Here is a 26,536-nt window from a genome sequence, read left to right as displayed (position 1 = left end):
ACAGCCTTTCGCGGGAGGGGGTCAGCCTGCCTCGGGGAGGGCGTCGCCGGCGAGGCCGCGGTCCAGATCGCCCATTTCCCCCTCTCTGGCGGCACGGCGGCCGAGGGTGAAGACGTAGGTCAGGAACAGCACTTCGACCAGCGCGCCGAGGCTGATGCGCAGCCAGGTGGGCCAGCCCGAAGGGGTCACGAAGGCCTCGATCACCCCCGACACCAGCAACACGCACGCCAGCCCGAGCGCGATCACCACCACCGAACGGCCCTGTTCGGCCAGCGCGGCGGTGCGGGAGCGGCGGCCGGGGTCGACCACCGTCCAGCCGAGTTTCAGCCCGGTTCCGGCGGCGATGAACACCGCGGTCAGTTCGAGCAGGCCGTGCGGCAGGAGCAGGCCCAGCAGCACGTCACCCCGGCCGGCCGAGGACATCAGGCCGATCGCGACGCCCACGTTGAGCGAATTCAGCCACAGCGCGGAGATCACCGGCAGGCCGAGCGCGATGCCGAGGAACAGGCAGGTAGCGGCGACCCAGGCATTGTTCGTCCACACCTTCGCGGCGAATCCCGCGGCCGGGCCGTTCGAGTAGTAGCTCTCGTACCGGCCGCCGGGTGCGGTCATCGCCCTCAGCTCGTCCGGGGAGATCAGCGACGAGCGCACCTGCGGATCGTGGGCGACCCACACGCCGAGCACCGCCATCACGGCCAGCGACAGCAGCGCGGCGGGGAGCCACCAGCGGCGGCTGAGGTACACCGCGGCGGGAAACCGGCGGGTGAAGAACAGCGCCACCTCGCGCCACGCCGGGCTGTGCGAACCCGCGACCGCCGACCGGCCGCGGGCCACGAGCCCGGACAGCCTCGCCAGCAGCGCCGGGTCGGGCGCGGTCGAGCGGATCACCGACAGGTGCGTGGCGGCGCGCTGGTAGAGCGCGACGAGTTCGTCGGCCTCGGCGCCGCTGAGCCGGCGGCGCCGCACCAGCTCGCTCAGCCGGGTCCACTCCGCGGTGTGCGCGGCGACGAACACGTCCAGGTCCATATCTCCTCCCGCGCCGAGTTTAGGGCTCTACGCTGGCCTCGTGCAGGAAGAGTCCGATCTCGTCACCGGTGAGGCCGTGGTCCTCGACCTGCGGGTGGCGAAACTCGCCAGCCGCGGCGTCGCGATGCTGATCGACGTGCTCGTGCAGGCCGTCGTGCTGCTCTTCGCGCTGGTCGTGCTGTTGCTCACCGCGGGATCGTTCGACTCGTCGCTGACGGTGGCACTGCTGCTCACAGTGTTCGTGCTGGTCGTGATCGGATACCCGGTGCTGTTCGAGACGCTCAGCCGGGGCCGCTCGCTCGGCAAGCTCGCGCTGGGGCTGCGCGTGGTGCGGCTCGACGGCGGCCCGATCCGTTTCCGGCACGCGCTCACCCGCGCGCTCGCCGGGTTCTTCGTGGACTTCTGGGCGCTCGGCTTTTTCGGCGCGGTGGCCCTGATCGTGTCGCTGACCTCGTCGAACGGCCGCCGGGTCGGGGATTACCTGGCGGGCACGCTGGTGATCCGCGAGCGCGTGCCGGAGCCGAGGCAGCCGGTGCTCCAGATGCCGCCGTGGCTGGCGCCGTGGGCCGCGCGGCTCGACCTCAGCCAGGTTCCCGACGAACTCGCCCTGGCCGCGCGGCAGTTCCTCGGCCGGTATCACCAGTTGCGTCCGGAGGCGGCGCACGCGCTCGGTTACGGGCTGGCTCAGCAGATGGCCGCGGCGATCGGTGTGGGCTTGCCGGCGGACATGCCGCCGTGGATCTTTCTCACCACGGTGCTCGCCGAGCGGCGCAACCGGGCGCAGGCCGGCCACTTTCCGCCGCATCCCGAGCCGCCGCCGGTTCCCCGCGTGCCGCCGTCCGACAACCCGTTCACCCCGCCGAGCTGAGGTGCTGTGTTCGCTGAACTGGCCGTTGCCGCGGCACTGTCCGGTGGCCTTGCCGACGACATCACGGTGACTGCCATGCAAGACGGACGGCTCACCGTCACCGAGCGCGTCTCCACCGGTACCCGTGCGGCGCACCGGCTTCCGGCGCGGGTGCCGGTCACCGCTGACCAGGACCGGCTGTACTCCGTCACCGACGTCCGCGTTAGTGGTGCGGTGAGCGTGGACGGTGACGTGGTGACCTTCACCGGACCTGGGGTTCTTGCGTACACAGTGGACGGAGCGGTGGCCGCGACCGGCGAAATGCGCCTGCCTCTCACGGGTGGCTGGGACCGGGCGTTGTCCCAGGTCAGCGTGAACTTCGCCGCGCCCGGAGCGTCTACATCGGACTGTTTCGCGGGCGCTGCCGGTTCGGCCCGGCGGTGCACCTTTTCCGAAATCGGCGACCACAGCGTGGTGCACGCCGAGCAGGATGGGCTCGCTGCGGGCGAACGCATGGACCTCGCTGTGCAGCTCCCAGCCGGTGCTTTACCGGTGAACGCCCGGTTTGTCGCTTCCTCGCCGCTGGCCGCGGCCTTCGCCTTCGGCCCGGCGTCCGCGGTCGCCTTCGGTGCGGCGCTGCTGTTCGTGCTTCTCGGCGCTGTTGTCGTCGGCTGTCTCCGCCGTCGTGACCGGCAAGGTGGGCCTTCGCCGGGCGCCACGGCTTCCGCGTACGTCGCCTATGTCGCGCGGGGCGAAGTCGACATCACCGGCGCTGTGCTGGATCTTGTCGCCCGCGGTCATCTTCGGTTCGCCGAGGACCGGCAGATCACCCAGGGCGAGGGTGACCCGTTGACGCCGTTTGAAGCGGCTGTCAAGGCCGCGTTCCCGCCTGGTCCACTGGCCGCGGCAAGTCCGGATCCGCAACGGCTGCGTGCACTTCTCGATGAGGAGGCCTACCGGCGCGGCTGGCTCTCCCGGCTGCCGCAGCGCCTTCGATGGGCCGGGTTCGGGCTCGTGGCGCTCGGCATACTCACCACGGTGGTACTCGCGACCACGGTCGGCGACGCGCTGGTCGGCCTCGCTGTAGTCGTCGTCGGTCTGGCCGTCGCCGTGGTGAAGATCCCGGCTCGCACCGCGCGCGGCCGGGCGCTGGGCACTCCGGACGAACCCGCCGAAACCTCGCTCACCGCTGCGCTTGACGGCGTGCTTGCCACGTCCAGGCGGCGGTACGCGGCTAGCATCCGCCCGTGAAGTTCGTGGCCCTGCTGGCGGTTCCGGTCCTGCTCTGGAGCGTGGCGACGCCCGCCGCCGCGCAGGACCAGCCCACGCTGCCGCAGAGCGTGGAAGTGGCGCTGAAGGTCCAGCGCGACGGCAGTCTTTCGGTCACCGAGGCGGTTTCCGTGCCGCCCGGCACCACGATGTCCCGCACGATCCCGCTGCGCGTGGGGGCCGGGAACGACCGCGACCGCGTGCTTTCCGTGCGGGACGTGCGGATCGAGGGCGCGGCCACCGCAGCGACCGGCAATGACCAGGTGAGCTTCGATTTCGGCGGCGGCACCTCGATCGTCCGGTACACGGTGGACGGTGTGGTCGGCCGCAGCCTCGGCGTGGAGAACGTGACCTGGGATGTCGCGGGCGGCTGGGACACCCGGATCGAACTCGTGCGGGCGACCTTCGCCGGTCCCGCCGTGCCCGATGCGCTCACCTGCCTCTCCGGCCCGCCCGGCTCCACGACGCGGTGTGGCGCGGCGCAGATCGACCACAGTGGTCTGACCCGGGTCTCGGTGGCCAAGCTGGCGGTGGGCTCACGCGTACAGCTGACTGCGGAGCTGCCCGGTGGCACGGTGCCCGCGACGGAACGATTGGTGCCCGCGGACACGGTGGCGGGCGCCTTCGCTGCGACAGCACCGATCTGGTGGGCGTGGTTCGCGCTCGTGGCGCTGCTGTGCGTGGGCGTGGCGACGGTGCTCGTGCTGCGTCGGCGGGACGCGCGCGCCGGTAGGCCGGTCGCGGTGCAGTTGATGACCGACGGCCAGGTCTCCTCGCCGGACGGCGTGCTTCCCGGCCACATCGGGATGCTGCTGACCGGGCGTACCGACTCCGTCGACCTCACTGCCACGGTGCTGGACCTCTGTGTACGCAACTACCTCTGGGTCAGCGATGACTGGGTACTGCTGCGTCGCAACCCGCCGGACGCACAGCTGGGTACCTACGAACGCGCGGTGTACGAAGCCGTCGTGCCCGGCGAGTCCGTGACGTTGTCAACGCTGCGCGAAGCACGCGTACGGGTGCCCTCAGCGCTGTCAGCCGACGTTGTGCGGCGCCGTTGGTTCTCACGGCGTGCGGAACGGCTGTCCCGCATCGGTGTCCGGGTGTGCGTGTACGGAGCGCTTTTGACCGTGCTGCTGGCCTTCACCGTCGGTTACGCGCAACTTGGCCTTGTGCTCGCTGCAGGAGGTGCCGCGGTGGCGATCGGTGCACGGTGGCTCCCGGCTCGTACATCGACCGGACTCGAATTACGGGACCGGCTGCTCGGCCTCCACTCGGGACTGTTGGCCACGAAGCCGGCGGAAGTAGCGGAGCCGGAGCGTGAAGTGCTCTTCTCACGCGGGTTGCCGTACGCCTACGCCTTGGCCGACGCGGATGCGTGGATCGAGAAGTTTGCGAACGGCAGCCGTTCGCTGTCGGCGTACTGGTATGGAACCTCCGCCGAAGGGGCTCTGGCCAGCGAATTCGCCGCTGCGCTGGGCGCCGCTCTGACCGGCGCTCGCGGCGGGGCGACTCGGGTGCGACCAGAAGAGCCGGGGACCGTCCCATCTGCGTAGGGTGGGGGGCATGGCCGATCCCGAGCTCGTCCGCTACACCCTCGACAACGGTCTGCGCGTGGTGCTCGCACCGGACCCGACCGCGCCGGTCGTCGGCGTCAGCGTGCACTACGACGTCGGCTTCCGCTCCGAGCCGGAGGGGCTGACCGGCTTCGCGCACCTCTTCGAGCACCTGATGTTCCAGGGCAGCGAGAGCCTGGAGAAGCTCGCGCACTTCCGGCACGTGCAGTCCAGCGGCGGCACCTTCAACGGGTCCACCCACCCGGACTACACCGACTACTACGAGGTGCTGCCCTCGGCCGCGCTGGAGCGGGCGCTGTTCCTCGAAGCCGACCGCATGCGCGCGCCGAAGCTGACCGCGGAGAACCTGGCGAACCAGATCGAGGTCGTCAAGGAGGAGATCCGGCTCAACGTGCGCAACCGGCCCTACGGCGGGTTCCCCTGGATCCTGCTCCCGCCGGTGCTCTACTCCTCCTTCGCCAACGCGCACGACGGCTACGGCGCGTTCGAGGATTTGGAGGGCGCCACGCTGGACGACTGCGCCGCCTTCTTCGACACCTACTACTCGCCCGCCAACGCGGTGCTCACCGTCGCCGGTGACCTGGCGGTCGAGAACGCCAAAGCGCTCATCCAGAAGCACTTCGGCGACGTTCCGTACCGGCCCGCGCCGGTCCGCCCGTCCTTCGCCGAGCCGCTGCCGGAGACCGAGCTGCACGGTGAGCACGAGGACGCGCACGCGCCGTTGCCCGCGCTGGCCGTGGGCTACCGGATGCCGGACCCGGTCGACGATCTCGACGGCTACCTCGCCTGCCTGGTGCTCGCCGGCGTGCTGACCGACGGGGACGGCTCGCGGCTGCAGCAGCGGATGGTGCACCTCGAACCACTGGTGATCGAGATCGGCGCGGGCGCCGGGCTGTTCGGCCCGTTCGAGGCCCGCGACCCGGACACCTTCACCATCACCGCGATCCACCCGCCGGACGTGCCGCGCGAACGCGTGCTGGCCACGCTCGACGAGGAGCTGGAGAAGCTCGCCTCCACCCCGCCGGACGAGCGCGAGCTGAAGAAGGTCACCGCGCGCTGGGCGGCCAGCCTGCACTCCGAGCACGACCGCCTGGTCTCGCGCACGCTCGCGCTCGGCGCGTTCGAGCTGCTCTACGGCGACGCGGCACTGGTCTACCGGCTCGCCGACCGGATGTCCGCGATCACCGGCGAAGCCGTTTCGGCCGCGGCGAAGGCACTGCGCCCGAACTCGCGTGCGGTCCTCGTCGTGCATCCCGCCACCACCGAAGGGACGGACGAACAGTGAGTTCCCCGACGCAGGCCCACCGCAGCGCCGAGGAGATCGGCCGCACCGCCGCCGGTCCGCGCCCGCTACCCGCGCTCGGCGCGCAGCGCGCCGCCGCCGAACTGTCGCATGTGGACACCACGCTGGGCACCGGGCTGCGGGTGCTGGCCGTGCGCAACGCCACCGTGCCGCTGGTCGAGCTGCGGCTGTGGGTCCCGTTCGGAGGCGAGGACCGGCTGCATGCGGCCATTGCGGAGGTGCTCGCGGAGACCGTGCTCTCCGGCACCGCGCGCCGCGACCGGGTGGAGATCGACGCGGAGCTGGCGCTGATCGGCGGCGACCTCGGTTCCGGTGTCGACCCGGAGCGGCTGTACTTCAGCGGTTCCGCGCTGGCCGAAGGGCTGCCCACGCTGCTGGACGTGCTCGGCGACGCGCTGACCGGCGCCACCTACAGCGACACCGAGGTGCTGCGCGAACGCGACCGGCTGCTGGAGCGCATCGCCGTCGCCCGCACGCAGCCACGCACGATCGCCCGGGAAGCGCTGCAGAAGCACCGCTACGGCGACCACCCGGTGACGCGGGAGACGCCGGAGGCGCATGAGGTCGCCACGGTCACGCCCGAGCAGGTACGCGCGCTGCACGCGGCTTCGGTGCTGCCGCGCGGATCCGTGCTGGTGCTGGTCGGCGACATCGACCCCCAGTCGGTGCCCGCGGAGGTGGAGCGCGCGCTCGGCGGCTGGGCTTCGGACCGCGTCGCGGTGCGGCTGCCCGTGCTGCCGGAGCTGACCGGTGGCGACGTGCTGCTGGTGCCGCGCGCCGGTGCGGTGCAGTCGCAGATCCGGCTGTCCGCGCAGGCGGTGCCGCGCACCGATCCGCGCTACCCGGCGGCGCAGCTGGCGAACCTGGCCTACGGCGGCTATTTCTCCTCGCGGCTGGTGGAGAACATCCGTGAGGACAAGGGTTACACCTACAGCGCGCACTCGGGGTTCGAGTTCACCGCCGATCAGGCCGTGCTGAACGTCGAGGCGGACACGGCCAACGAGGTGACCCCGGCCGCGCTGCTGGAGACCCGTTACGAGCTGGCCAGGCTCGGGCTCGTGCCGCCGACCGCCGAGGAGACCGAATCGGTGCGGCAGTACGCCATCGGCTCGCTGGTCACCGCCAGTTCATCGCAGGCCGGGCTCGCCGCCCAGCTGACGGCGCTGGCCAGCGCCGGGCTCGGCGTGGAGTGGCTGCAGCAGCACCCGGCGCGGCTCGCCGCGGTCACCGGCGAACAGGTGGCGCAGGCGGCGCTGGAGTTCTTCGCCCCCGGCCGGTTCACGGGCGTGGTGGTCGGCGACGCGGACCTGCTGGCAGCCAAGCTGACCGCGCTCGGCGGGGTCACGGTGCGGGACTGATGCCCGGCCGGTTCACCCTCGGCGCGCTGCCCACCCTGTCCCGGTCCACTGTGGACCGACAGGAGACCTTGCGCGCCGATCCTGCGCGGCTGATCGGGAAATGGCCCGAGGCGCGGGTCGTGCTGCTCGACGACAACGGGCGCACGCCGGTCGCCGAGGGCGGTTCCGCGCTGGCCACCCGCAAGGCAGTCGACTTCGGCGGGGAACCGCCGGCGGACGCGGTGTTCCTCGGCGAATGGGAGGACGTCGACTACTGGTCGCTGCCCGGCCGGATCGAGGGCGACGCCGAGACCGTGCGGATGGCGGGCAGCTGGGGCGTGGTGGAGGAGGTCCCCCGCGTCGACGGTGAGATCTGGGTCGAGCTGCGGGGCTACGGCGACCAGCTGGACGACACGTCGGCCGGGCTGTTCACCACCGCGCAGGCACTGCGGCACTGGCGGCGCCAGGCCCGCTTTTGCACCCGCGACGGCTCGCCGACGGAGCTCATTCAGTTCGGCTGGGCGAGCCGGTGCGCGGCCAAGGGCCACGAGGAATACCCGCGCACCGACCCCGCGGTGATCTGCCTGGTGCACGACACCGACGGGGTCAACGGCTCGCACGTGCTGCTGGCCCGTCAGCCGATCTGGCCCGCCGACCGGTACTCGGTGCTGGCCGGGTTCGTCGAGGCGGGGGAGTCGCTCGAAGGCTGCGTTTCGCGGGAGATCCGCGAGGAGATCGGCGTCGAGGTGTCCGACGTGCGTTACCTGGGCAGCCAGCCGTGGCCGTTCCCGCGCTCGATCATGCTCGGCTTCACCGCCCGCGCCGATCGCTCCGCCCCGCTGATCCCGGCCGAGGACGAGATCGAAGAGGCCCTGTGGGTCGCGCGCGCCGACGTGCGCGCGGCCTTCCGCAACCGGGGTACTCCGACCAGGGAACCGATCCCGACCCCGATCGCGGACGGTGCGGCCCGCCTCCTGCTGCCCGGGAACTCCTCGATCGCCCGGGTGATGCTGAAGGCGTGGGCGGAAGCCGAGGAGTGAATGCCGCGCAGGAGCCGAGCCAGTGACGGCCCCTGCGCAACCGTGCGCGGTCAGGACGCGATGCCGTGCCCGGTCTCCAGCAGCGACTTGAGGTCGGACAGCATCCAGGCCCAGCCGCCGCCCGCGCTCTCGCCGGGCTTGGCGTCGATGTCCTCGCGCGCGCCGGACACCAGCGCGGCGTGGTTCGGCGCGCCGGTCAGGTCGTGGGTGATGGTGAGCCGGACGCCCGCGGCCTGAGTCTGTTCGACGTCGAAGGTGAGCGTGGTGGCGGGCTCGGCCTCGAGACTCGGGTCCATCAGCAGCTTCCAGGTGATCACCAGCTTGCGCGGCGGGTTCGCCTCCAGCACCTCGCCGGTGATCAGATCGGTGGTGAACCCGGCCTCGACGAACTCCGGGGTCGGCTTGGTGCGGTGTGTGCCGCCGGGGCGCAGGTCGTACTCGGCGAACCCGCCGTAGCCGTAGCGGGCGGTCCACTCCGGCCGGGTGATCGCGTCCCACACCTGCTGCGCGGACGCCTTGATGTACACGCGGTTGACCTGCACGGTCCGGGTCTCGGTCATGACGGTGGCTCCTCGGTTTCGAGCTCGGCCTTGAGGTCGAGCAGCGTGGCAACGTGGTGTGCGGTGTACTTGCCGATCCACCGGTCGTGGATCTGCCGGATGGGCACTGCGTTGAGGAAGTGCCGCTTCTCCCGGCCCTCCTTGCGGGTCACGACGAGCCCGGCCCCCTCCAGCAGCTTGAGGTGCTTCATCACCCCGAACCGCGTCATGTCCACTTCGGACTCCAGCTCGGTGAGCGTGCGGCCGTCGCGGGCGAAGAGCAGATCGAGCAGGAACCGGCGGGTCGGATCCGCCAGTGCCTTGAACACCGGATCGTCGTCGGGCACCCGCCGAGAATAGGTGACCATAAGGTCACCTGTCAACGTGTCGCCGCCCGGCTACAGCAGGGCGCCCAGCGGCAGGCCTGCGTCCAGGGTGCGGCGGGACGAGGCCGTGCAGCATGGAAAGCCCGGCCAGCACGGGAATGCCCAGCAGCAGCAACGGTTTCCCGCTGCGTTTCGCGACCAGCAGCACCACTGGGATCAGCATCACGAGGCCGATCTCGAAGAACGTCGGCAACCCGATCAACGCGGCCACCAGCGCCATCGCCCAGGGCAGCCCGCGCCCTCGGACCGGCCGAGCACGGTGTCCACGATCCGGTCCGCGCCACCGGAATCGGCGAGCAGCTTGCCGAGCATCGCGCCGAACGCGATCAGTACCCCGACCGACGCGACGGTGTCACCGACGCCCTTCGTGAAGCTCTTCATCCACCGGCATTCCGGCGATCAGCCCGAGCGCTGGCGAGCCGAGGTCAGCTACAGCAGCGGATGCAGTTTGACCTTGCTGATCTGCACGACGATGAGCGCGATGGCGAGCACGGTCGCGGCGATCAGCCTGGCGTCGTGGCCGGTCCAGCCGGCGGCGAGGACGGTCATCGGCGCTCCCGGAAAGCGGTCAGCGCGGCGGCCACCAGGTCGGCGGGGCGCTGCGCGAGGTCGAAGGTCCGGCCCGGTTCGTCCGGCTGCAGAGGTTCGAGATCGGCGAGCTGCGAATCGAGCAGGGACGCCGGCATGAAGTGCCCGCTGCGCGTCTTCATCCGTTCGGCGAGCAGTTCGCGGGCGCCGTGCAGGTGCAGAAACCACACGGGGCCACCGCTGCGGAGCACGTCGCGATAGGACCGCTTGAGGGCCGACGAGCTGACCACGCCGCCGGTTTCGGCGTGCTCGGCGATCCACTTCGCGATCGCGACCAGCCAAGGTGCGCGATCGGCGTCGGTCAGCGGGTGCCCGGCGGTCATCTTCGCGATGTTGGCGGGGGGATGGAAGGTGTCCGCCTCGGCGTACTCGACCCCGAGCCCTTCGGCCACCGCGGTGCCGATCGTCGTCTTGCCCGCGCCCGATACGCCCATCACCACGATGACCGTCATCAGTACCTCCCACGTCCTGGTGCTCCGGAGAGTCCACCTCAAAAGTACTACTTAATCAAGAAGAAGTAGTACTTAATCGAATCAGCGGACTAGAGTGGCCCGGTGGGCAGTGATCGGCACGAGCGGATGCTCGGCGAACTCGGCGCCGCCATCGCGAACGGCGAGCTGGCGCCGGGCGAGGTGCTGCGGTCGGACGAGCTGCAGCAGCGCTACGGCACTTCGCGCACGGTGGCGCGCGAGGTCGTCCGGGTGCTGGAGACGATGGGGCTGACCAGCAGCCGCCGCCGGGTCGGGGTCACGGTGCGCGAGCCGCACGAGTGGAACCACTATGACCCGCGGCTGCTGCGCTGGCAGCTCGACGGGGCGAACCGGGAGTTCGCGCTGCGGACGCTGACCGAGTTGCGCTCCGCCGTCGAGCCCTGTGCCGCCCGGTTCGCCGCGGTGCGGGCCACCCCGGAGGAGCGGGGCCGCATCCGCGCGCTGGCAGTGCATTTGCAGGCGACGGCGCGGGCGCGGGAGCTGGAAACATTCCTGGGGCACGACGTCGCATTCCACGACCTTTTGCTGTCTGCGTCGCGAAATCCGATGTTCGCCCAGTTGTCCTCAGTGGTCGCGGAGGTGCTCGCCGGGCGGACCGGACACGGTCTGATGCCCGCCGAACCGCAGCCCGAAGCAGTGCGCTGGCACCTCGAAGTGGCCGAGGCGATCGACGGTGGCGAAGCCGACCGCGCGGAGCGGGCAATGCGGGACATTGTGGAGCAGGCACGCGACGAAATCGCCGTCGCGGTATCGAGTAATCTCAACGGCTGAAATCTTCCCCGGTCCCGGAGGGCTTACTGGTGAGCGCGGCACGCGCAATCGGCTTGGTGCTCGGCTTGGCCGCCGAAGGGGCATTAGGTGACCCGCGGCGCCGGTCGCCGGTCACCGCGTTCCGGCGGATCGCTTCCGGTCCGGCCGGACTCGGCATCGCCGGTGCGGCGGTCGCCGCCGGCGTACTGGCCGAGCGGGCGGCCCGCGGGCGCCCGGTCCTGCAGGCGGCCACGACCGCCGCCGTCACCTGGGTGGTGGTCGGCGCGACCGGGCTGGTCGGCCAGGGCACCGAGCTGGCCCGCGACCTCGAAGAGGGCCTGCTGGCCCCGGCTCGCGGCACACTGTCCGAACTGGACCCCCGGGTGTCCGACGGGCTGGGCATGGTCGGGCTTTCCCGTGCGTCCGTGGAAACTCTGGCGGAGAACACGTCCGAAGTAGTTGTCGCGCCGTTGCTGTGGGGCGCGCTCGCCGGCGCACCCGGGCTGCTCGCCTCGCGCGCGCTCGGCGTGCTCCGCCGGGCGGCCCCCGGCAACTGGGCGGTGGCCCGGCTCGACGAACTCGTCCACCTCCTCCCCACGCGCGCCGCGGCCGCCTTGACCGTGGTAGCGGCACCGGTGGTCGGCGGCTCCGCGGGCGGCGCGTGGCGGGCCTGGCGGCGGGACACGATCGCACACCCGAGCCCCAACGCGGGCCGGGTGGAGGCGGCGTTCGCCGGCGCGCTGGAGATCCGCGTCGGCGGCCGGACGGAGTACCCCGAGGGCGTCGTGGAGCTGCCGGTACTGGGCGTTGGGCGCAATCCCGACGCCGGGCACGTGACGCGGGCGGTCGAGCTGTCACGCGTCGTCGGATGGCTGGCCGCCGGGACGTCGGTGGTGCTCGCCTTCGCCGCCGGCCTACGCCGCCGCTGAAGGCGCGGATGTCTGTGAAGGGCCCCTTCACAGACTCAGAGTCCGTGAAGGGCCCCTTCACAGACTTGCCCGGCGACTTGCCCGGCGGCGCTTAAGCGGTCGGGGTGTACTCGTCCTCGTCTTCGGCGAGCATCTCCGCTACGGACTTGCGCCGCGTGCGGTCCGGGCGTTCGGTGGTCAGCGCGCCGCCCGGGCGCAGCTCGCGGATGGTGAAGTACAGCCAGCCCAGCAACGCCATGGTCCCGAACGCCAGCCATTGCAGCGCGTAGGAGAAGTACGGCCCGGAGTCCAGCTGTGGCAGCGGCAGCGCGCCGAGCACGCCCGGCTGCTTCTGGTCGAGCTGGAAGTAGCCGGGCCGGATGGTCAGGCCGGACGACTTCGCCACCACTCGGGAGTCGACGGTGTAGCTCTGGAGCTTGCCGTTCGTGGAGGCGTCCGAGAACGCGTCACGGTGCTTCGGGTCGTTCTCGTCGCTGCGTACGCGGGCTACGAGAGAGACCTGTCCGCCAGGCGCCGCTGCGTACGGCAGTACGCCGGACTTGTCGTCGAGGCGTACGAAGCCGCGGTCGATCAGATACACCGTGCCGTCAGTGGCGCGAAGCGGCGTGAGGACCTCGTACGCCCCTTCGCCCTGAACCGTGCGCAACCGTGCGACAACCTCTGCCGAAGGCAGGTACGTCCCGGTGATCGCCACGAGGTGCCACTCGGTGTTCTGGTCCGGCGTGGCGTTCTGTGGCAGCAGCTCCGCGGCCGGCTTCGGCTTCGCCGTGAACGACGTGGCCAAGGCGTTGTTCTGTGCGACCTGTTCCCCGTCGCGACGGAACTGCCACGGCGCCAGCAGCGTGTAGCAGCAGACGGCGAAGGTGAACACCACCACCGTCAACGCCAGCCACCCGGGCCGGAGCAGAAACCGCAAGCGCACGCCTCCACGGTAAGCCGTCACCGTCCGAGACCGCGCGGCGACCTCAGCAGGAGTGACGCAGGTCTGGACATACCGGCGTCAACCGTGCGTGCGTACCCAGTCCAGCAAGCCCGGCATCGCACGCTCGACCATGGCCAGCACGTCCTCGAAGCCGTCGCCGCCGCCGTAGTACGGGTCCGGCACTTCGGCGCCTTCCGGAGCAGACGGATCGAACTCGCGAAGCAGCCGTACGCGGGACGGATCGTCGACGCGGGAGCGCAGGAACGTCAGGTGCCCTTCGGAAGCCGCCAGCAACAGGTCCGCCTGCAGATGCTCCCCGTCGACCTCGGCCGCGACGTGGTCGGTCGGGTAGCCGTGCGCCTTCAGTGTGTCGCGCGCACGCTGGTCGGCGGGTTCCCCCACGTGCCACGGCCCGGTCCCGGCACTGGCGACGGTCACCGTCTCGGCCAGCCCCGCTTCGGCCAGCTTCGCCCGAAAGACGAGCGCGGCCATCGGTGATCGGCAGATGTTCCCTGAGCACACGAAGACGACATGGGTCACTGCATCGAGTCTGCCAAAGGCTCGTGGGAAGATCGTCCGGTGCCCGCTTTAGCCGAGATCCTCGCCGTACTCGAACGTAGCTACCCGTCCGCGCTCGCGGAGAGCTGGGATGCGGTCGGGCTCGTCTGCGGGGACCCGGCGGAGGAGGTCCGGCGCGTGCTGTTCTGCGTGGACCCGGTCGAAGAGACGATCGCAGAGGCCGAAGAGGTCGGCGCTCAGCTCATCGTCGCGCACCATCCACTGTTGCTCCGTGGCGTGCACGGCGTGCCCGCCGACACCGCGAAGGGCGCTCTCGTACACCGCATGATCCGTGGCGGCATCGCGCTCTACTGTGCGCACACGAACGCAGACTCGGCGCTGCCCGGAGTCTCCGACGCGCTCGCGGCGGCCATCGGGCTCGAAGTAGACCGTCCGCTCGACCCGCACGAACCTGGCGCGCGCACCGGGATCGGCCGGATCGGGCACCTGCACGCAGCGGAGTCGTTCGAGGCCTTCGTACGCCGCGTCGCCGCCGCATTGCCGGCCTCTGTTCCCGGGGTGCTCGGCGCGGGCGATCCACAGCGGCCGATCCGCACTGTCGCGGTCGCTGGAGGGGCCGGCGACTCATACTTGGCGAAGGCGGCTGCGGAGGGCGTCGACGCGTACGTGACCGCGGATCTGCGTCACCACCCGGCCGGCGAGCATCTCGCGAACACCGGGACCGTCCCCGCGCTGGTCGGGCTCACCCACTGGGCCAGCGAATGGCCCTGGTGCGGGCAGGCCTCGGCCCTTGTCGACGCGGCCTTTGCGGGTACCGTCGACACCCACGTCTCCACGCGGTGTACAGACCCGTGGACCGTGCGCGCAACCCGTCCCGCAGCAGTGAACCAGGGAGCACAGTGAAGGCCGACCCCGCCGTACAGCGTCAGCTGCTCGAACTCGCGAAGGTGGACGCCGAGCTTTCGCGCGTCGCGCACCGTCGCCGTACCTTGCCCGAGATCGCCGAGATCGACGCAGGGGAGAAGACCGTCCGCGCGAAGCGTGACGCGCTCGTGTCCGTGGAGACCGCCGCCTCCGATCTCGACCGGGAGATCGCACGGCAGGAGAAGGAGATCGAGTCGGTACGGGCGCGCGAGGACCGCGACCGCAAGCTGCTGGAGTCCGGTTCGGTGGGCGCCAAGCAGATGACCGACATCGAGCACGAACTGCAGACGCTCGCCCGGCGGCGGACCGCGCTCGAAGACGATCTGCTCGAGCTGATGGAACGGCGCGAGGCGCTCGATCTCGACGCACAGCGCACCGGGGCCGAGGTGGACAAGGCCACCGCCGAGGTGGCCGCCGCGACCGGCCGCCGCGACGAAGCGGTCAAAGACCTCGACACCACGCAGGCTCGCCGTGAAGAGGACCGCGGGAAGCTGGTCCCGCGTTTTCCCGAGCCGCTGCTGAAGCTCTACACCCGCACGCTGGAGCACAAGGGCATCGGCGCCGCGCTGCTGCGTGCCCGCCGCTGCGGGGCCTGCCAGCTGGAACTCGACCGCAACACGATCGCCGAGATCAAGGCCCAGCCCGCGGACGAGGTCGTGCAGTGCGAGAACTGCGGGGCGATCCTGGTCCGCACGCTGGAGTCCGGCCTGTGACCGACCGGGTGGTCGTGGAGGCCGACGGCGGTTCGCGGGGCAACCCCGGACCGGCCGGGTACGGCGCGGTGGTCAAGGACGCCGGGACCGGTGCGGTGCTCGCCGAACGGCACGAGTATCTCGGCGTGGCGACCAACAACGTCGCCGAGTACTCCGGGCTGGTCGCCGGGCTCACCGCGGCCGCCGAGCTTGGTGCGTCCACTGTGGACGTACGGATGGACTCGAAGCTCGTGGTGGAGCAGATGTCCGGGCGGTGGAAGATCAAGCACGCGGCGCTGCAACCGCTCGCCGCGCAGGCCGCCGAACTCGCCGGGCGGTTCGACCGCGTCGGCTACGGCTGGATCCCGCGCGCGCAGAACTCGCACGCCGATCGGCTGGCCAACCTGGCCATGGACGAGGGCACCGGCAAGCCCCCGCCCGCACCCGCCCCGAAAACCATCGCCGTCGACCGCAGCTCCCCGGCCCGCTGGACCGGCGCCCGCGGCACGCCCACCAAGCTGTTCCTGCTGCGGCACGGCCAGACCGAGATGTCGGTGGACCGCCGCTACTCCGGCCGCGGCGACGTCCCGCTCACCGAGTACGGCCGGGGCCAGGCCGCCGCGGCGGCGAAGCGGCTGGCCGGGATGCCCGGCCTGATCGGCGAGGACGGCACACCGCCACCGATCGTCTCCTCGCCGCTGACCCGCGCGATGCAGACCGCGCAAGCGGTCGCGGACGCGACCGGCGGCCGGGTGGAGACCCACCCCGGCCTGATCGAGACCGACTTCGGCGAGTGGGAGGGGATGACCTTCACCGAGGCCGCGCAGCGCGATCCGGACCTGCACCGCCGCTGGCTGGGCGATCCCTCGTCCGCACCGCCCGGCGGGGAGAGTTTCGACGTGGTCTACCGGCGGGTCGAAGCGGCCCTGCACGAGCTGCTCGAACAGCACGCCGGGCGCACCTTGGTGCTGGTCAGCCACGTGACGCCGATCAAGACGCTGCTGCGGATCGGCCTCGACGCCGGACCGTCGCTGCTGTTCCGGCTGCACCTCGATCTCGCCTCGCTCTCGATCGCCGAGTTCTACCCGGACGGCAACGCCTCCGTCCGGCTGGTGAACGATCTCTCGCACCTGTCCTGACCAGCCTGGATGTGCGGCGGATCACGCTCGGGCACGACGCCCGGACGGGGCCCGGTGCGGTATTGGCTAGAGTGCGATGTCGACCGCGGCGCCGCGGCGCGGGCCCCGGCGGGGCCGACATCAGAGGGGCGCAGGCCCGTGCGTTTCTCGGCAAGTACCGCGAGCGAAATACAGTGACGAGGACATGACGGCTAGCGCACCGACCGCAGTAACCGAACCGGACCTGCCCGGCGAGGCCGCCCCGGAGGCGCCGCGCCGCCTGCGGTACGGCTGGCTGGCCGCGACGCTGGCGGTGCTGGCCGGAGTCGCCGCCGTCGCCTGGCACGCGACCCGCTACGGGCACTGGATCGTGGACGACGCGGCCATCACCTTCTCCTACGCGCGCAGCGTCGCCGACGGGCTCGGCCCGGTGCTGCAGCCCGGTGCGCCGCCGGTCGAAGGTTTCTCCAACCCGACCTGGATGATCCTGCTCGTGCTCGGCAAGCTGACCGGGCTGTTCGACCACGGCACGCTCTTCGGGCTCCCGGACTACGTGCTCTTCCCGAAGCTGCTCGGCCTGGCGTGCACCGCGGGTGTCCTGGTGCTGGTGCATGTCGTGGCGCGCCAGGTGTTCCACCGGCACGCCTGGGCGGTCACCCTGGCCACCGGCCTCACCCTGGCGGCGATCCCGTCGTACGTGATCTGGATCGTTTCCGGCCTGGAGAACTCGCTGCTGGCGCTGCTCGTGATGGGGCTTGCGGCGCTGCTGTTCATCGCGGTGCACCGGGAACGTGCGCTCACGCCCAAGGTGGCCATCGGCGCGGGCGTACTGGTCGCGCTGATCGCGCTGACCAGGCCGGAGGGCCTGATCTATGCCGGCGATTACCCGATCGTGCTGCTGTTCGGCGTGCGGCGGGAGGGTTTCTGGCGCAGCTTCCGGTTCGCGCTGCTGTCTGTCGCGTCCTTCGGCGTGCTGTTCGGCGGCTATGTGCTCTGGCGCTACAGCGAGTTCCACCGGCTGCTGGCCAACCCGTCGGTGGCGAAGAAGCAAGGGCTGCCGGATCTGGAGTCGGTCCTCCGGCCCAGGGAACTGGTGGAGTACGCCGGGGTCGCGGCCGTCGTGGTGCTCGCGGCAGTGGTCGTCTGGGCGCTGGGGAAGGCGCCTTGGCGGCAGTCGCTGGTCACGCTGGTGGTGCCGTTCGCGCTCGGCGTGATCGCCTACGGCGTGCTCGTGCCGGACTGGATGGCCCAGTTCCGCTTCGCCACGCCGATCTGGGTGCTCGGCGCCCTGGCCGGCACGCTGGCTTTCGCCGAGCTGCTGCGCACGGTGCGGGTGCGCTGGCGTGCGGTGGCGACCGTCGTGGTGGTGGCCGCGGCGATCCCGTCGCTGGTCGGTTTCACCCAGCACGACGAGGAGTTCGTCAAGCACCCGACCATCCCGGCCTGCCTGGTCGGCGAGCGGTTCGGCCGCGGGTTCAACACCTACGCGGACATGCTGGGCCTCCAGCAGGCCTCGTTGCTGCTGCCCGACCTCGGCGGGTCCTCGATGACCAGCAGGCTGGACCTGGTGGACATGGCCGGCCTCGTGAACGCCCCGATCGCGGACCTGATCCACGACGACGACAACATGCCCGGTCTGCGCGACTACGTGTTCGACCAGGTGAAGCCGACCTTCATCCACTCCTGGGGTCCGTGGGCGGCCGGCAACGGCATCACGCTCGACCCGCGTCTCGACCGCGACTACTACCCGATCCTGGTCTACCCGGAGGGCCCGCGGCAGGGCGACTTCGTGCGCAAGGACGCGGTGCACGATCCGGCGAAGCTCAAGGCGGTCCAGCACTACGCGGAGACCACCATGATGAGCGTCGAGGCGCAGCGTTTCGGCGACGGACTGGCCGATTGCGGTCCGACGCTGGCGCGGGGCGGCACCGTTCCGCCGCGTGGCTAGCGCACCAGCCACAGCGCGCAGGTCGTGGCGGGACAGCACGCTAGCCGAACGGCAGGGCTGTGAAGGGGCCTTTCACGGACTCTGAGTCCGTGAAAGGCCCCTTCACAGACTTCATGTGCGTGGGGCGTGCGGGGCGGAGCGGGCAGGCCGGTAGGATGGTTCGGCGGACGAGCTGGCAGGACGGTCGCGGCCCGGGTTTCCCGGTCCGAGGAAAGTCCGGACTCCGCAGGGCAGGGTGGTTGCTAACGGCAACCCGGGGTGACCCGCGGGACAGTGCCACAGAGAACAGACCGCCCTCGCCGGATCTCGATCCGGTGAGGGTAAGGGTGAAACGGCGGTGTAAGAGACCACCAGCATCCCGGGTGACCGGGATGGCTCGGTAAACCCCACCCGGAGCAAGGCCAAGAGGGAGCGCCCGGCGCTCCTGCGCAGGCGATCGAGGGCGGCCCGCCCGAGCCTGCGGGTAGGCCGCTGGAGCCTGCCGGCGACGGCAGGCCGAGATGGATGACCGTCGCCCGGACGGCCGCGAGGCCGGTCGGGAACAGGATCCGGCTTACATGCCAGCTCGTCCGCCATTTTTCCCTCGGATCCCCGCTATGATCGCCGATATGGGTGAAGCCGCCGCTGTCGCAGTCGCATTCGGGACCACCTTCGATTTCCTCCACGCAGTCGTCTACTTCGCGCCCGAAGCTCGGCAGCGGTTCGCTGCCGCCGGTCTCGAAGACGGTTCGACCGCCTATTTCGCGAGTCGTTCCGCGGCGATGGGGCCGGTCGGCGCAGGCGTGGTCACTGCTTCGTTCTTCAACTTCCATCCCGGGAAGGTCGCCCGATCCCTCCCGCATGCCTGGACCATCACCACACCCGAAGCCGTGCTCGAAGCCCGTTTCGCCGCCGTAGACGACCTCTACCGCCGTCTATTCGGCGAAGAGCTGCTTGCCTCCGCCGAGGTCGCCGAAGCCGCCGCGCTCGCCCGCGAAGCGACCGAGGGCTGTCGTCCGGATGGGCGCCCGCTCTACGCCGCCCACGCGACCCTGCCGTGGCCCGACCAGCCGCATCTCGTGCTGTGGCACGCGGTTACCCTCCTTCGCGAGCACCGTGGCGACGCGCACATCGCTGCCTTGCTGGTGAACGGTCTGTCCGGCCTTACCGCGTTGGTCACGCACGTCGCGACCGGTGCCGGATTCACTCCCTCCGCGGCGAAACGCACTCGCGGGTGGAGCGATGCGGAGTGGGACGCCGCCGTGGCCGAGCTGACCGTCGAAGGGATTCTCGACGCGGACGGCACCCTCACCGGCCGTGGGCGGGATCTGCGCGAGCGCGTCGAGGCCGCGACCAACGCGGCGTCGCTGGGACCATGGCAGCACCTCGGCGAGGAGAAGACGGCTCGGCTGCGGGAGCTGTGCCGTCCGCTCGGCAGGCGGGTGCTCGAAGCCGGCGCGATTCCGGGCCGGCGAATTCCCGACTGAACCGCGTGATTCACCCTAAGTGGTGAACAAAAAGGGCACATCGGGCGGAATCGTGATCGGTATCGCACCGCTGAGTGATCGTTTTCGCCCGGTCCGCGGAGCACCTTCGTCACTCACCGGACTCGCGCGGGACGGCCGAACGGGGCATGCCACACTTGTCGCGGCCCGGCAGGTCGGCAGGCGGCGCACCCAGAGTGAACGATGAGTTCTCCGCAGGGTGACTTCGTCGGCGCACTGCGAAATCCGGGTGGCCGGGGTTAATCCGAAGCACTCTTGCCACGATGATGGAGGGTGAGGAATTCTCTCCAGACAAGCCGGAGCTACCGCAACCCCGTCCACAAGTCGACATCTACCCAGCGCGCTTTGACCATTACCCCTTGTGACGCCATGATGTTGTTCGAAGCTTCGCCGAAGCCGGAACCGCGCGGCCCCCGCCACGCACCAGGAGTATCGCGATGACGAGCATGACCACCCTCGAGACGCTGGCGGCCGGCGGCAGCCTCGGCACCGGCAACGTCCGCAACTGGCTGCTCGACAACATCATTCCCCTGGTGTTGCTCGCCGTGGCGCTGCTGCTGCTCTGGCTCGGCGGCGGCAAGGGCGACAACGCCGGCGTGATGCGCAGGCTCGCCGGCGTGGTCATCGCCCTCGCGATCATCGGGCTCGCGGTCAGCGGCGCCGGCGTGAACGTGGGTCAGTGGATCGCCGGCTTGTTCACCGGCTGAGGCGGGCCCGGCGTGCGGATCAGAACCGATGACGAGGTCTACCGGGTCGATGCCGTCTGGCTCGGCCCGCCGAAGGCGACTTTCCCTTGGCGGGCCCGCTACGTGGCGTGGCTGGTCGGTATCCCGGTCTTCCTGGTCGTGCTCGCGATCGAGCGCTGGGCCGGCTGGAGCTTCGGATTCTTCTCCACGGCCTGGGCGTTCGTGCTCACCATCGTGATCACCCGGCTGATCACCGCCAAGATCAGCCACGAGCGCCCGCTCGGCACGGTGCTCGGGATGGCCGGGCAGGAGCTGCGCACGCCCCGGGAACGGACCTCGGGCACCGGCGGCGCGGTGAGCGCCAGCCGGATCCGGGTCCGCACGGAGCGGCCGTTGCCGAAGCACAAGAGAAGAAGGCGGCAGTATCAGCGTGGTCGCGGCAGCGCCGGGACCAGGACCGGTTCACAGGGAGCATCACGAGCGCGCCGGAGCCGCCCCGCGGCTCGGGCCGGGAGGTAGTCGTTGTTCGGTCGCGGCGGAAGCCGGGGAAAGCGGGAGCGGGACGTACCGGTGGGTGCTTGGCAGACACCCGACCAGGTCCGGCCCCCGTCGGCCAGTGGCAAGAACGGTGCCGCGGGCGGCAAAGGCCGCCGGCTGCCCGGTGAGCAGGCGATACCGGCGTACACGCCGTCGATCGCCGCGCGCAGCATCGACGGGCACCTGCTGCGCACCGGGTACGAGGTCTACGCCTGGTACCGGCTCGCGCCGCAACGCTGGTCGTTTCGCTCCGATTCGCAGCGTCGCGACCTGATCGCGGCGATCGCCGGGCAGTACGCCGAACTGCAGGGCCGCTGGCTGCACCTGCGGGTGACCAACCGGCCGTACCCGATCCGGATGTGGGCCGAGGCGCACGTGCACAACGCGGTCGGCCGTCCGGGCGACGTGCCCGGCGCGCTGTCCTTCGACGACTACCTGATCGGCGAGCAGCAGCAGCTGATGGGCCGGTCGATGGCGGAGAAGGAGGTCTACCTCGGCGTCCAGGTGCAGACCCGGCGGATGGTGGACCGCGCGGTCGAGCGGGCCGCGCCGGTGCTGCGCAAGATCCTCCCGGAGGCCGTCGACGCCGAGCTGAGCGCGCTGGACTCCGAGGTCGAGCACCTGGACGGGGTGATCGGCAGTGCCGGGCTGGAAGGCCGCCCGGTGCACGCCGAGGAGATGTCCTGGCTGATGCACCGTTCGTGCTCGCTCGGGCTGCCCGCGCCGCGCAACATGCCCGCCGTGCCGGGGGCGGCCTGGGAACCGGAGGACCTGGCCAGCTTCACCGACGCGGCGGACTACCACGCCGAACCGTATGCGCCCACGGTCACCGTCCGTGGGCGCACCGGGTCCAACGCCGGCGTGTCGCGGCACCTCGCGGTGCTCACCGTCGGCCAGATGCACGGGCTGCAGATCCCCGAGGTCGACGACCCGTGGGTGCAGCACGCGGACCGGCTGCCCGCCGCGGTCGAGGTGTCCGCGCGGATCTACGTGCGCCGCCCGGAGGAGGTGTCCGGGGAGCTGCAGCGGCAGATGAACAAGGTCCGCTCGCAGGTCAAGCACTACACCGACGAGCACGAGCTGGAACCGCCGCAGCTGCTGGCCCGGCAGGCCGGGCGAGTGCTGGAGATCGACGACGAGATGACGTCGGGCTTCACCGCGCTGGCCACCCGGGTGCGCTCGTGGTGGCGGCTGGCGGTGTCCGGCCCGACCGAGCGGGACGCGCTGCGGCTGGCCCAGCAGCTGCTCGACCTGTACAAGCCGAAGATCGCCATCGAGCATCCCGAGGCGCAGTACGCGATGGCGCGCGAGTTCATCCCGGGGGAGCCGCTGGCGTCCGCGGCCTACATGCGCCGCGGTTCGGTGGTGTGGACCGCGTCCGCGGTGCCCACCGCGACCGCGGAGGTCGGCGACCGGCGCGGCATCCTGCTCGGCGAGACGGTCACCGCGACCCGGCGTCCGGTGGCCTGGGACCCGTGGATGGCACAGGAGATCCGGGACGGTTCCGGCCTGACCGCCATGGTGGCCGGCTTGGGGGGTGGCAAATCGTTCCTCGGCGGTGGCATCGTCTACAAGACGTTGCGGGCCGGGGCTCATTGGACGCTGCTCGACCCGTCCGGCCCGCTGTCGCGGCTGTGCGAGCTGCCCGAGATCCGCCCGTACGCCCGGCCGATCAACCTGCTCAACGCGCAGCCGGGCATCCTCAACCCGTACCGGGTGGTCGCCGACCCGCAGCTGGAGCACTTCCTGGACGAGGACGACCCGGAACGGGCCTGGCGCAGGGAGAAGGCGCTGGCCGGGGCGACCCGGCGGCGGCTGGTGCTCGACGTGCTCACCGGCGTGCTGCCGTACGAGGTGTCGCGGATGGCGCAGACCCGGATCGTGCTGCTGCGTGCGGTACGCGCGGTCGGCGGCCGGTTCGACGCCGACCCGGGCCAGGTCATCGATGCGCTGCGGCGGGATTCCAGCGAGCACCACGAGCACGCGGTCGTGGTCGCCGACTTCCTGGACGAGATGCGCGAGCGGATGGCGCTGCTGATCCCGGAGAACGACGCGGACCCCTACGCCGAGACCCGCGACGACCGGATGACCGTGCTGACCATGGCCGGGCTGACCCTGCCCAAGGACGGCGTACCACGCGAGTACTGGACCGACGCGGAGTCGCTCGGCGTCGAGATGCTGAACCTGGCCGCCTGGCTGACCCAGCGCTCGGTGTACGAGAAGCCGAAGGAACTGCGCAAGGGCGTCTGGATCGACGAGGCGTTCTTCCTGTCCGAGGTGCCGACCGGGCGGGTGCTGATGAACCGGTTCGCCCGGGACTCGCGGAAGTGGAACGTCCGGGTGCTGCTGTCCTCGCAGATCCCGGCGGACTTCCTGAAGATCCAGGGCTTCGTGGCCCTGCTGGACTCGGTGTTCGTCGGCCGCCTGGACGACGACGACGCCCAGGCCGACGCGCTGCGGCTGCTGAAGGTACCGGTCGGCGTCGGGTACGAGCAGGTCGTCTCGGCGCTGGGCCGCCGCCCCGGCGCGGCGCAGCGCGGCCTGGAACGCGACATGGAGCCCCGCCAGTTCATCTTCGGTGACGGTGCGGGCGGCGTGGAGCGCATCCGCGTCGACTTCTCCGGCCCGCACCTGAACCACCTGCGCTCGGCCATGGACACCACCCCGGGCTCCCCGGACGCACCGCACCGGCCGGGCACCGAACTCGCCGCCCCGCGCGCGGAACCCCAGTACGTCCCCACCCCACCGGGAGACGACGAGCTCCAGCAGGATTTCGAGCTCCAGGCGGAACTCGAGGTCGGGCTCGCGGACGAGCAGCTGCTCGGTTCGCCGGACCCGCTCGCGTCGGAAACCGGCGAGGTGGAGGGTGCAGTGCACAACGGCAACGGCAGTGCCACCGGTAACGGGACCCCGCAGGACCGGCATGCCCGGACCGGCGGCAAGGGCGGTACCGGCAGGGATGCCGCGTGAACACGCTGGGCACGCTGGCGTTCGTCCTCGCGTTCGCCGCCGGCTGGCACAAGCTGCGCAGACGGCTCAAGGAGGGCGGCAAACCCGGCCGCCCGCCGAGCCGCCGCGCGGCGCTGCTCGCGGTGGTGGCGATCATCGGCATGCAGACGGTGCTGTTCGCCCCGTCCGCGAACGCCGCCGCCTGCGGTGAATCCCCGAACCCGGAACGGCCGGGGGCCGGCATGGTCGGTGCGCTCGACCCGGCCGAAGGACACGGGGAAGCGGGCAGTCCCTACATCGACTACAGCTACGCCGGGTTCGTGTGGAGCACCTACCAGACCAACTGCTCACCGCTGTCCGCCATCGCCTCGCCCAGCTCGACCATCGACACCTGGGCGGGCAATCAGCTGTTCAATCTCGGCAAGAACATCGTCGGGGCGACCAACTCCCTGCACTACACGGTGCTCGAGGGCGGGCTGCTGAACCCGATCTACAACGCGGTGAAGTCCGGCGCGGAAAAGGTCTACGGCAACATCTACGCGCAATTGTTCGGGCTGGTCGCGCTGGTGCTGTCGATCATCATGTTCCGCAACATCTGGCGGGGCGATCTGGCCGGGGTCAGCAAGCGCTCGCTCTATGCGCTGGCCGGGATCTGGCTGGCCGCCTCCTCCTTGGCGATGTTGCGGTACTTCGATCCGATCGACAAAGCGATCGTGCAGACGACGACGAACATCCAGGCCGGTTTCGTCGACGAATCGACGAACCGGGTCGTCCGCCACATCCTGCCGACCGAGCTGCACAACGAGATCGTCTACAAGAACTGGCTCCGCGGCGAGTTCGGTTCGCCGGGCGCGCCACAGGCCGAGCAGTTCGGCCGCCCGCTACTGGACGCGCAGGCCTTCACCTGGGACCAGCTGCGTAACGGGGACGACGGCAAGCAGAACGTGGTCGACGCGAAGAAGGCCGCGTTCAAGGACATCTCCACCAAGCTCGGCCCGGCCACCGGGTACTTCACCGGAGAGTCCGGCGGCCGTACCGGGGCCGGGTTCCTCTCGCTCGGGCAGAGCCTGGTCTACTCGCTGTTCCAGCTGCTCGCGAAGGCCTCGGTGCTGCTCGCGCAGGTGCTGATCCGGCTGTTCGCGCTGACCGCGCCGCTGATCGGGCTGGTCGCGCTGCTGCACCCGGACATCCTGCGGCGGGTGCTCAAGGTGGCCGGCGGGATCGCGTTCAACCTGGTCGTGCTGTCCGTGCTGGCCGGGGTGCACGCGCTGCTGCTGCAGGCGATCTTCGGTGCGGGCACCTCGCTCAACCTGCTCACCCAGATGGTCCTGGCCGGGCTCATCACGGTGCTGCTGTTCCTGGTCGGCCGCCCGGTGCGGCGGCTGTGGCAGATGGTGGAGATGTCGGTGGGCATGGTCGGGGCCGGGGCGCCTTCGCCCGGCGGGCTGTTCTCCCGGTTCCGCAAGAAATCCGGGCCGAGCCCGCAGGACGAGTTCTGGCAGAACGTCCGCGACACCGACGACGTGGTGGACGGCGACCTGCGCGGGCCGATCGGCGCGACCGTCGGCGGCGGCCGGTTCCGGCCCGAGGCGGCGGTGTTCGCCAGTGCGCAGCGGCTCGACAACGGGTCGCGGGCGGCCCGGCCCGCCGCGGCCTGGTCCGGTGCGCCGTGGCCCGGGGCGGTCGGCACGGCCGCGTCCGCGGCCGGCGCGCTGCCCGCCGGCGGTGGCGGGCCCGCGATGTTCAGCCAGTACCACCCGGCGACCGGTGAGCCGGTCGATTACGTGACGACCGGGGCTCGGGTGCCGACGCAGGAGAGCCGCCGGGTGGACACCTCGCCGGTGGCCGACCGGCGGTGGGGCGAGGAACCCGAACCGGTCGTGGTGCCCTCGCAGATGAGCTCGCCCGACCGCGGCTACTCGACCCCGGCGCCGGATCAGGCCGGGTTCACCCCGCCCGGGGCACGGGCCCGGCCTCGCCGGGTGGATCCGGAGGTGGTCGCGGGCAAGCCGGTCTTCGTGCTGTATCGGCCCTCGCGCGGTATCGAGGTACGGGACACCGACCAAGCCGTGGGGCGGTGATCCGTGCCGATCCGCACGCATCGCGGCCGGGCCGCGGTTTATCGGCGGCTGTGGGGGTTCCCGCTCCGCTCGCCCCGGCACCTCGTCGGCACGCTGGTGTTCCTGGTCGCGCTGGTGGTCGCGCTCGGCATCGTGGTGCCGCGGCTGACCGGCTCGGCCGGCGAGGCCGCGCCGCCCCCAACGCCGAGCGAGTCGTCCCGCCCGGGTGTCGCCGCTCAGGTGCCGGACACCGCGACGCTGCCCACCCGGCTGTCCGCCCCGCTGACCACGCCGAATTCGGCCGCGCCGAGCCCGGAGGCGCTCACCGTCGCCAAGCAGTGGGCGACCGCCTGGGTGCACCATCCGCCCGGTATCTCCAATGCCGACTGGCTGAACGGGATGCGGGCGCTGACCACCGCGGAATACCTCCCGGTGATGTCCACTGTGGATCCTTCGAACATTCCGGCCGGCAAGGTGACCGGTGACCCTTCGGTCGTCTCCTCCTACGGCAGTTCGGTACACGTCGTTGTCCCCACCGACGGTCCCAAGCTCAGCATCACCGTGGTCAAGACCGACGCGGGGTGGCGAGTGGCGGACTACGACCAGGCGACCTGA

At 71.0% G+C, this 26,536-nt stretch carries 24 protein-coding genes, 1 other RNA gene and 1 pseudogene; 19 read left to right on the top strand and 7 right to left on the bottom strand.

The annotated features are described in order from the left end of the window. Nucleotides 1–21 precede the first annotated feature (21 nt). Nucleotides 22–1,026, bottom strand: coding sequence for a stage II sporulation protein M (locus tag ATK36_RS11240; RefSeq protein WP_098511190.1), 1,005 nt, complete (start codon nucleotides 1,024–1,026; stop codon nucleotides 22–24). A 40-nt stretch (nucleotides 1,027–1,066) separates the two neighbouring features. On the opposite strand from ATK36_RS11240, the gene ATK36_RS11235 reads away from it, so the two are divergent. From ATK36_RS11235 to nudC, 6 genes are read left to right on the top strand one after another with little or no spacing between them, the layout of a single operon-like run. Next, on the top strand, nucleotides 1,067–1,894 hold the full coding sequence (locus tag ATK36_RS11235; protein WP_098511189.1) for an RDD family protein: 828 nt from the start codon (nucleotides 1,067–1,069) through the stop codon (nucleotides 1,892–1,894). A gap of 6 nt (nucleotides 1,895–1,900) precedes the next feature. Beyond that, the gene (locus ATK36_RS11230) at nucleotides 1,901–3,124 is read left to right on the top strand and encodes a DUF2207 domain-containing protein (protein ID WP_245914620.1); all 1,224 of its coding nucleotides are present in this window, start codon (nucleotides 1,901–1,903) and stop codon (nucleotides 3,122–3,124) included. Continuing rightward, entirely contained in the window at nucleotides 3,121–4,698 is a 1,578-nt protein-coding gene (locus ATK36_RS11225; RefSeq protein WP_098511188.1) for a DUF2207 family protein, read from the top strand. Before ATK36_RS11230 ends, ATK36_RS11225 begins: the two co-directional genes overlap by 4 nt. Nucleotides 4,699–4,708: 10 nt before the next feature. Continuing rightward, nucleotides 4,709–6,004, top strand: a complete 1,296-nt coding sequence (locus ATK36_RS11220; RefSeq protein ID WP_098511187.1) for a M16 family metallopeptidase — start codon at nucleotides 4,709–4,711, stop codon at nucleotides 6,002–6,004. After that, a complete protein-coding gene (locus ATK36_RS11215; protein ID WP_098511186.1) occupies nucleotides 6,001–7,380 on the top strand; it encodes a M16 family metallopeptidase in 1,380 nt (459 codons plus the stop codon). Before ATK36_RS11220 ends, ATK36_RS11215 begins: the two co-directional genes overlap by 4 nt. Beyond that, entirely contained in the window at nucleotides 7,380–8,399 is a 1,020-nt protein-coding gene (nudC, locus tag ATK36_RS11210; RefSeq protein ID WP_098511185.1) for an NAD(+) diphosphatase, read from the top strand. The genes ATK36_RS11215 and nudC overlap by 1 nt, the downstream gene beginning before the upstream one ends. A gap of 50 nt (nucleotides 8,400–8,449) precedes the next feature. Here the strand turns inward: nudC and ATK36_RS11205 are convergent, their stop codons facing one another. The 4 genes and pseudogenes from ATK36_RS11205 to ATK36_RS11190 form a co-directional block, all read right to left on the bottom strand. After that, nucleotides 8,450–8,959, bottom strand: a complete 510-nt coding sequence (locus ATK36_RS11205) for an SRPBCC domain-containing protein (protein WP_098511184.1) — start codon at nucleotides 8,957–8,959, stop codon at nucleotides 8,450–8,452. Beyond that, on the bottom strand, nucleotides 8,956–9,306 hold the full coding sequence (locus ATK36_RS11200) for an ArsR/SmtB family transcription factor (protein ID WP_211291855.1): 351 nt from the start codon (nucleotides 9,304–9,306) through the stop codon (nucleotides 8,956–8,958). The genes ATK36_RS11205 and ATK36_RS11200 overlap by 4 nt, the downstream gene beginning before the upstream one ends. Before the next feature lie 43 nt (nucleotides 9,307–9,349). Next, nucleotides 9,350–9,873: pseudogene (locus ATK36_RS34410) on the bottom strand (GntP family permease); the annotation flags it as partial. Further along, the gene (locus tag ATK36_RS11190) at nucleotides 9,870–10,364 is read right to left on the bottom strand and encodes a gluconokinase (protein ID WP_098511183.1); all 495 of its coding nucleotides are present in this window, start codon (nucleotides 10,362–10,364) and stop codon (nucleotides 9,870–9,872) included. The pseudogene ATK36_RS34410 and the gene ATK36_RS11190, both read right to left, overlap by 4 nt. A gap of 126 nt (nucleotides 10,365–10,490) precedes the next feature. Here ATK36_RS11190 and ATK36_RS11185 point away from each other — a divergent pair, with 126 nt between their 5' ends. Both ATK36_RS11185 and ATK36_RS11180 read left to right on the top strand, forming a co-directional pair. Then, nucleotides 10,491–11,174, top strand: coding sequence for a FadR/GntR family transcriptional regulator (locus tag ATK36_RS11185; RefSeq protein ID WP_098514798.1), 684 nt, complete (start codon nucleotides 10,491–10,493; stop codon nucleotides 11,172–11,174). Between the two features lie 29 nt (nucleotides 11,175–11,203). Further along, nucleotides 11,204–12,082 carry a cobalamin biosynthesis protein CobD/CbiB gene (locus tag ATK36_RS11180; RefSeq protein ID WP_098511182.1) on the top strand — a complete coding sequence of 293 codons (879 nt, stop codon included), beginning with the start codon at nucleotides 11,204–11,206 and terminating at the stop codon, nucleotides 12,080–12,082. Nucleotides 12,083–12,173: 91 nt separating this feature from the next. Here ATK36_RS11180 and ATK36_RS11175 read toward each other — a convergent pair whose 3' ends face one another. Both ATK36_RS11175 and ATK36_RS11170 read right to left on the bottom strand, forming a co-directional pair. Then, a complete protein-coding gene (locus ATK36_RS11175; protein ID WP_098511181.1) occupies nucleotides 12,174–13,004 on the bottom strand; it encodes an SURF1 family cytochrome oxidase biogenesis protein in 831 nt (276 codons plus the stop codon). A gap of 78 nt (nucleotides 13,005–13,082) precedes the next feature. Beyond that, nucleotides 13,083–13,544, bottom strand: a complete 462-nt coding sequence (locus ATK36_RS11170) for a low molecular weight protein-tyrosine-phosphatase (RefSeq protein ID WP_098511180.1) — start codon at nucleotides 13,542–13,544, stop codon at nucleotides 13,083–13,085. A 39-nt stretch (nucleotides 13,545–13,583) separates the two neighbouring features. Between ATK36_RS11170 and ATK36_RS11165 the strand changes: the two genes are divergently transcribed. The 11 genes from ATK36_RS11165 (at nucleotide 13,584) to ATK36_RS11115 (ending at nucleotide 26,536) form a co-directional block, all read left to right on the top strand. Next, nucleotides 13,584–14,426, top strand: a complete 843-nt coding sequence (locus ATK36_RS11165; RefSeq protein WP_098514797.1) for a Nif3-like dinuclear metal center hexameric protein — start codon at nucleotides 13,584–13,586, stop codon at nucleotides 14,424–14,426. Next, nucleotides 14,423–15,160: a zinc ribbon domain-containing protein gene (locus ATK36_RS11160; protein ID WP_098511179.1), complete on the top strand. Its 738-nt coding sequence runs from the start codon at nucleotides 14,423–14,425 to the stop codon at nucleotides 15,158–15,160. Before ATK36_RS11165 ends, ATK36_RS11160 begins: the two co-directional genes overlap by 4 nt. Then, on the top strand, nucleotides 15,157–16,278 hold the full coding sequence (locus tag ATK36_RS11155) for a bifunctional RNase H/acid phosphatase (RefSeq protein WP_245914618.1): 1,122 nt from the start codon (nucleotides 15,157–15,159) through the stop codon (nucleotides 16,276–16,278). Before ATK36_RS11160 ends, ATK36_RS11155 begins: the two co-directional genes overlap by 4 nt. Before the next feature lie 184 nt (nucleotides 16,279–16,462). Then, the gene (locus ATK36_RS11150) at nucleotides 16,463–18,205 is read left to right on the top strand and encodes a glycosyltransferase family protein (protein ID WP_098511178.1); all 1,743 of its coding nucleotides are present in this window, start codon (nucleotides 16,463–16,465) and stop codon (nucleotides 18,203–18,205) included. Nucleotides 18,206–18,373: 168 nt separating this feature from the next. Further along, nucleotides 18,374–18,777: RNase P RNA component class A (gene rnpB, locus ATK36_RS11145), an RNA gene on the top strand. Between the two features lie 36 nt (nucleotides 18,778–18,813). Then, nucleotides 18,814–19,671, top strand: coding sequence for an SCO6745 family protein (locus ATK36_RS11140; RefSeq protein ID WP_098514795.1), 858 nt, complete (start codon nucleotides 18,814–18,816; stop codon nucleotides 19,669–19,671). A gap of 455 nt (nucleotides 19,672–20,126) precedes the next feature. Next, nucleotides 20,127–20,396 carry a hypothetical protein gene (locus tag ATK36_RS11135; RefSeq protein WP_098511177.1) on the top strand — a complete coding sequence of 90 codons (270 nt, stop codon included), beginning with the start codon at nucleotides 20,127–20,129 and terminating at the stop codon, nucleotides 20,394–20,396. Nucleotides 20,397–20,408: 12 nt separating this feature from the next. Continuing rightward, on the top strand, nucleotides 20,409–20,894 hold the full coding sequence (locus ATK36_RS11130) for a hypothetical protein (protein WP_098511176.1): 486 nt from the start codon (nucleotides 20,409–20,411) through the stop codon (nucleotides 20,892–20,894). A 3-nt stretch (nucleotides 20,895–20,897) separates the two neighbouring features. Further along, nucleotides 20,898–23,882: an ATP-binding protein gene (locus ATK36_RS11125; RefSeq protein WP_098511175.1), complete on the top strand. Its 2,985-nt coding sequence runs from the start codon at nucleotides 20,898–20,900 to the stop codon at nucleotides 23,880–23,882. Then, nucleotides 23,879–25,942, top strand: coding sequence for a hypothetical protein (locus ATK36_RS11120; RefSeq protein WP_098511174.1), 2,064 nt, complete (start codon nucleotides 23,879–23,881; stop codon nucleotides 25,940–25,942). Before ATK36_RS11125 ends, ATK36_RS11120 begins: the two co-directional genes overlap by 4 nt. Before the next feature lie 3 nt (nucleotides 25,943–25,945). Next, a complete protein-coding gene (locus tag ATK36_RS11115; RefSeq protein ID WP_098511173.1) occupies nucleotides 25,946–26,536 on the top strand; it encodes a hypothetical protein in 591 nt (196 codons plus the stop codon).

This window comes from Amycolatopsis sulphurea (assembly GCF_002564045.1).
Classification (GTDB): Bacteria; Actinomycetota; Actinomycetes; order Mycobacteriales; family Pseudonocardiaceae; genus Amycolatopsis; species Amycolatopsis sulphurea.
The sequence above is the reverse complement of the archived record's forward strand: the minus strand, read 5'-3'. Positions and strand labels throughout refer to the sequence as shown.

Bases quoted from the DNA above. Each gene is read 5' to 3' on its own strand.
- ATK36_RS11240 (WP_098511190.1), bottom strand. From the start codon at position 1,026: ATGGACCTGGACGTGTTCGTCGCCGCGCACACCGCGGAGTGGACCCGG.
- ATK36_RS11185 (WP_098514798.1), top strand. From the start codon at position 10,491: ATGCTCGGCGAACTCGGCGCCGCCATCGCGAACGGCGAGCTGGCGCCG.
- ATK36_RS11190 (WP_098511183.1), bottom strand. From the start codon at position 10,364: ATGACGGTCATCGTGGTGATGGGCGTATCGGGCGCGGGCAAGACGACG.
- ATK36_RS11200 (WP_211291855.1), bottom strand. From the start codon at position 9,306: ATGGTCACCTATTCTCGGCGGGTGCCCGACGACGATCCGGTGTTCAAG.
- ATK36_RS11205 (WP_098511184.1), bottom strand. From the start codon at position 8,959: ATGACCGAGACCCGGACCGTGCAGGTCAACCGCGTGTACATCAAGGCG.
- ATK36_RS11135 (WP_098511177.1), top strand. From the start codon at position 20,127: ATGACGAGCATGACCACCCTCGAGACGCTGGCGGCCGGCGGCAGCCTC.
- ATK36_RS11150 (WP_098511178.1), top strand. From the start codon at position 16,463: ATGACGGCTAGCGCACCGACCGCAGTAACCGAACCGGACCTGCCCGGC.
- nudC (WP_098511185.1), top strand. From the start codon at position 7,380: ATGCCCGGCCGGTTCACCCTCGGCGCGCTGCCCACCCTGTCCCGGTCC.
- ATK36_RS11140 (WP_098514795.1), top strand. From the start codon at position 18,814: ATGGGTGAAGCCGCCGCTGTCGCAGTCGCATTCGGGACCACCTTCGAT.
- ATK36_RS11220 (WP_098511187.1), top strand. From the start codon at position 4,709: ATGGCCGATCCCGAGCTCGTCCGCTACACCCTCGACAACGGTCTGCGC.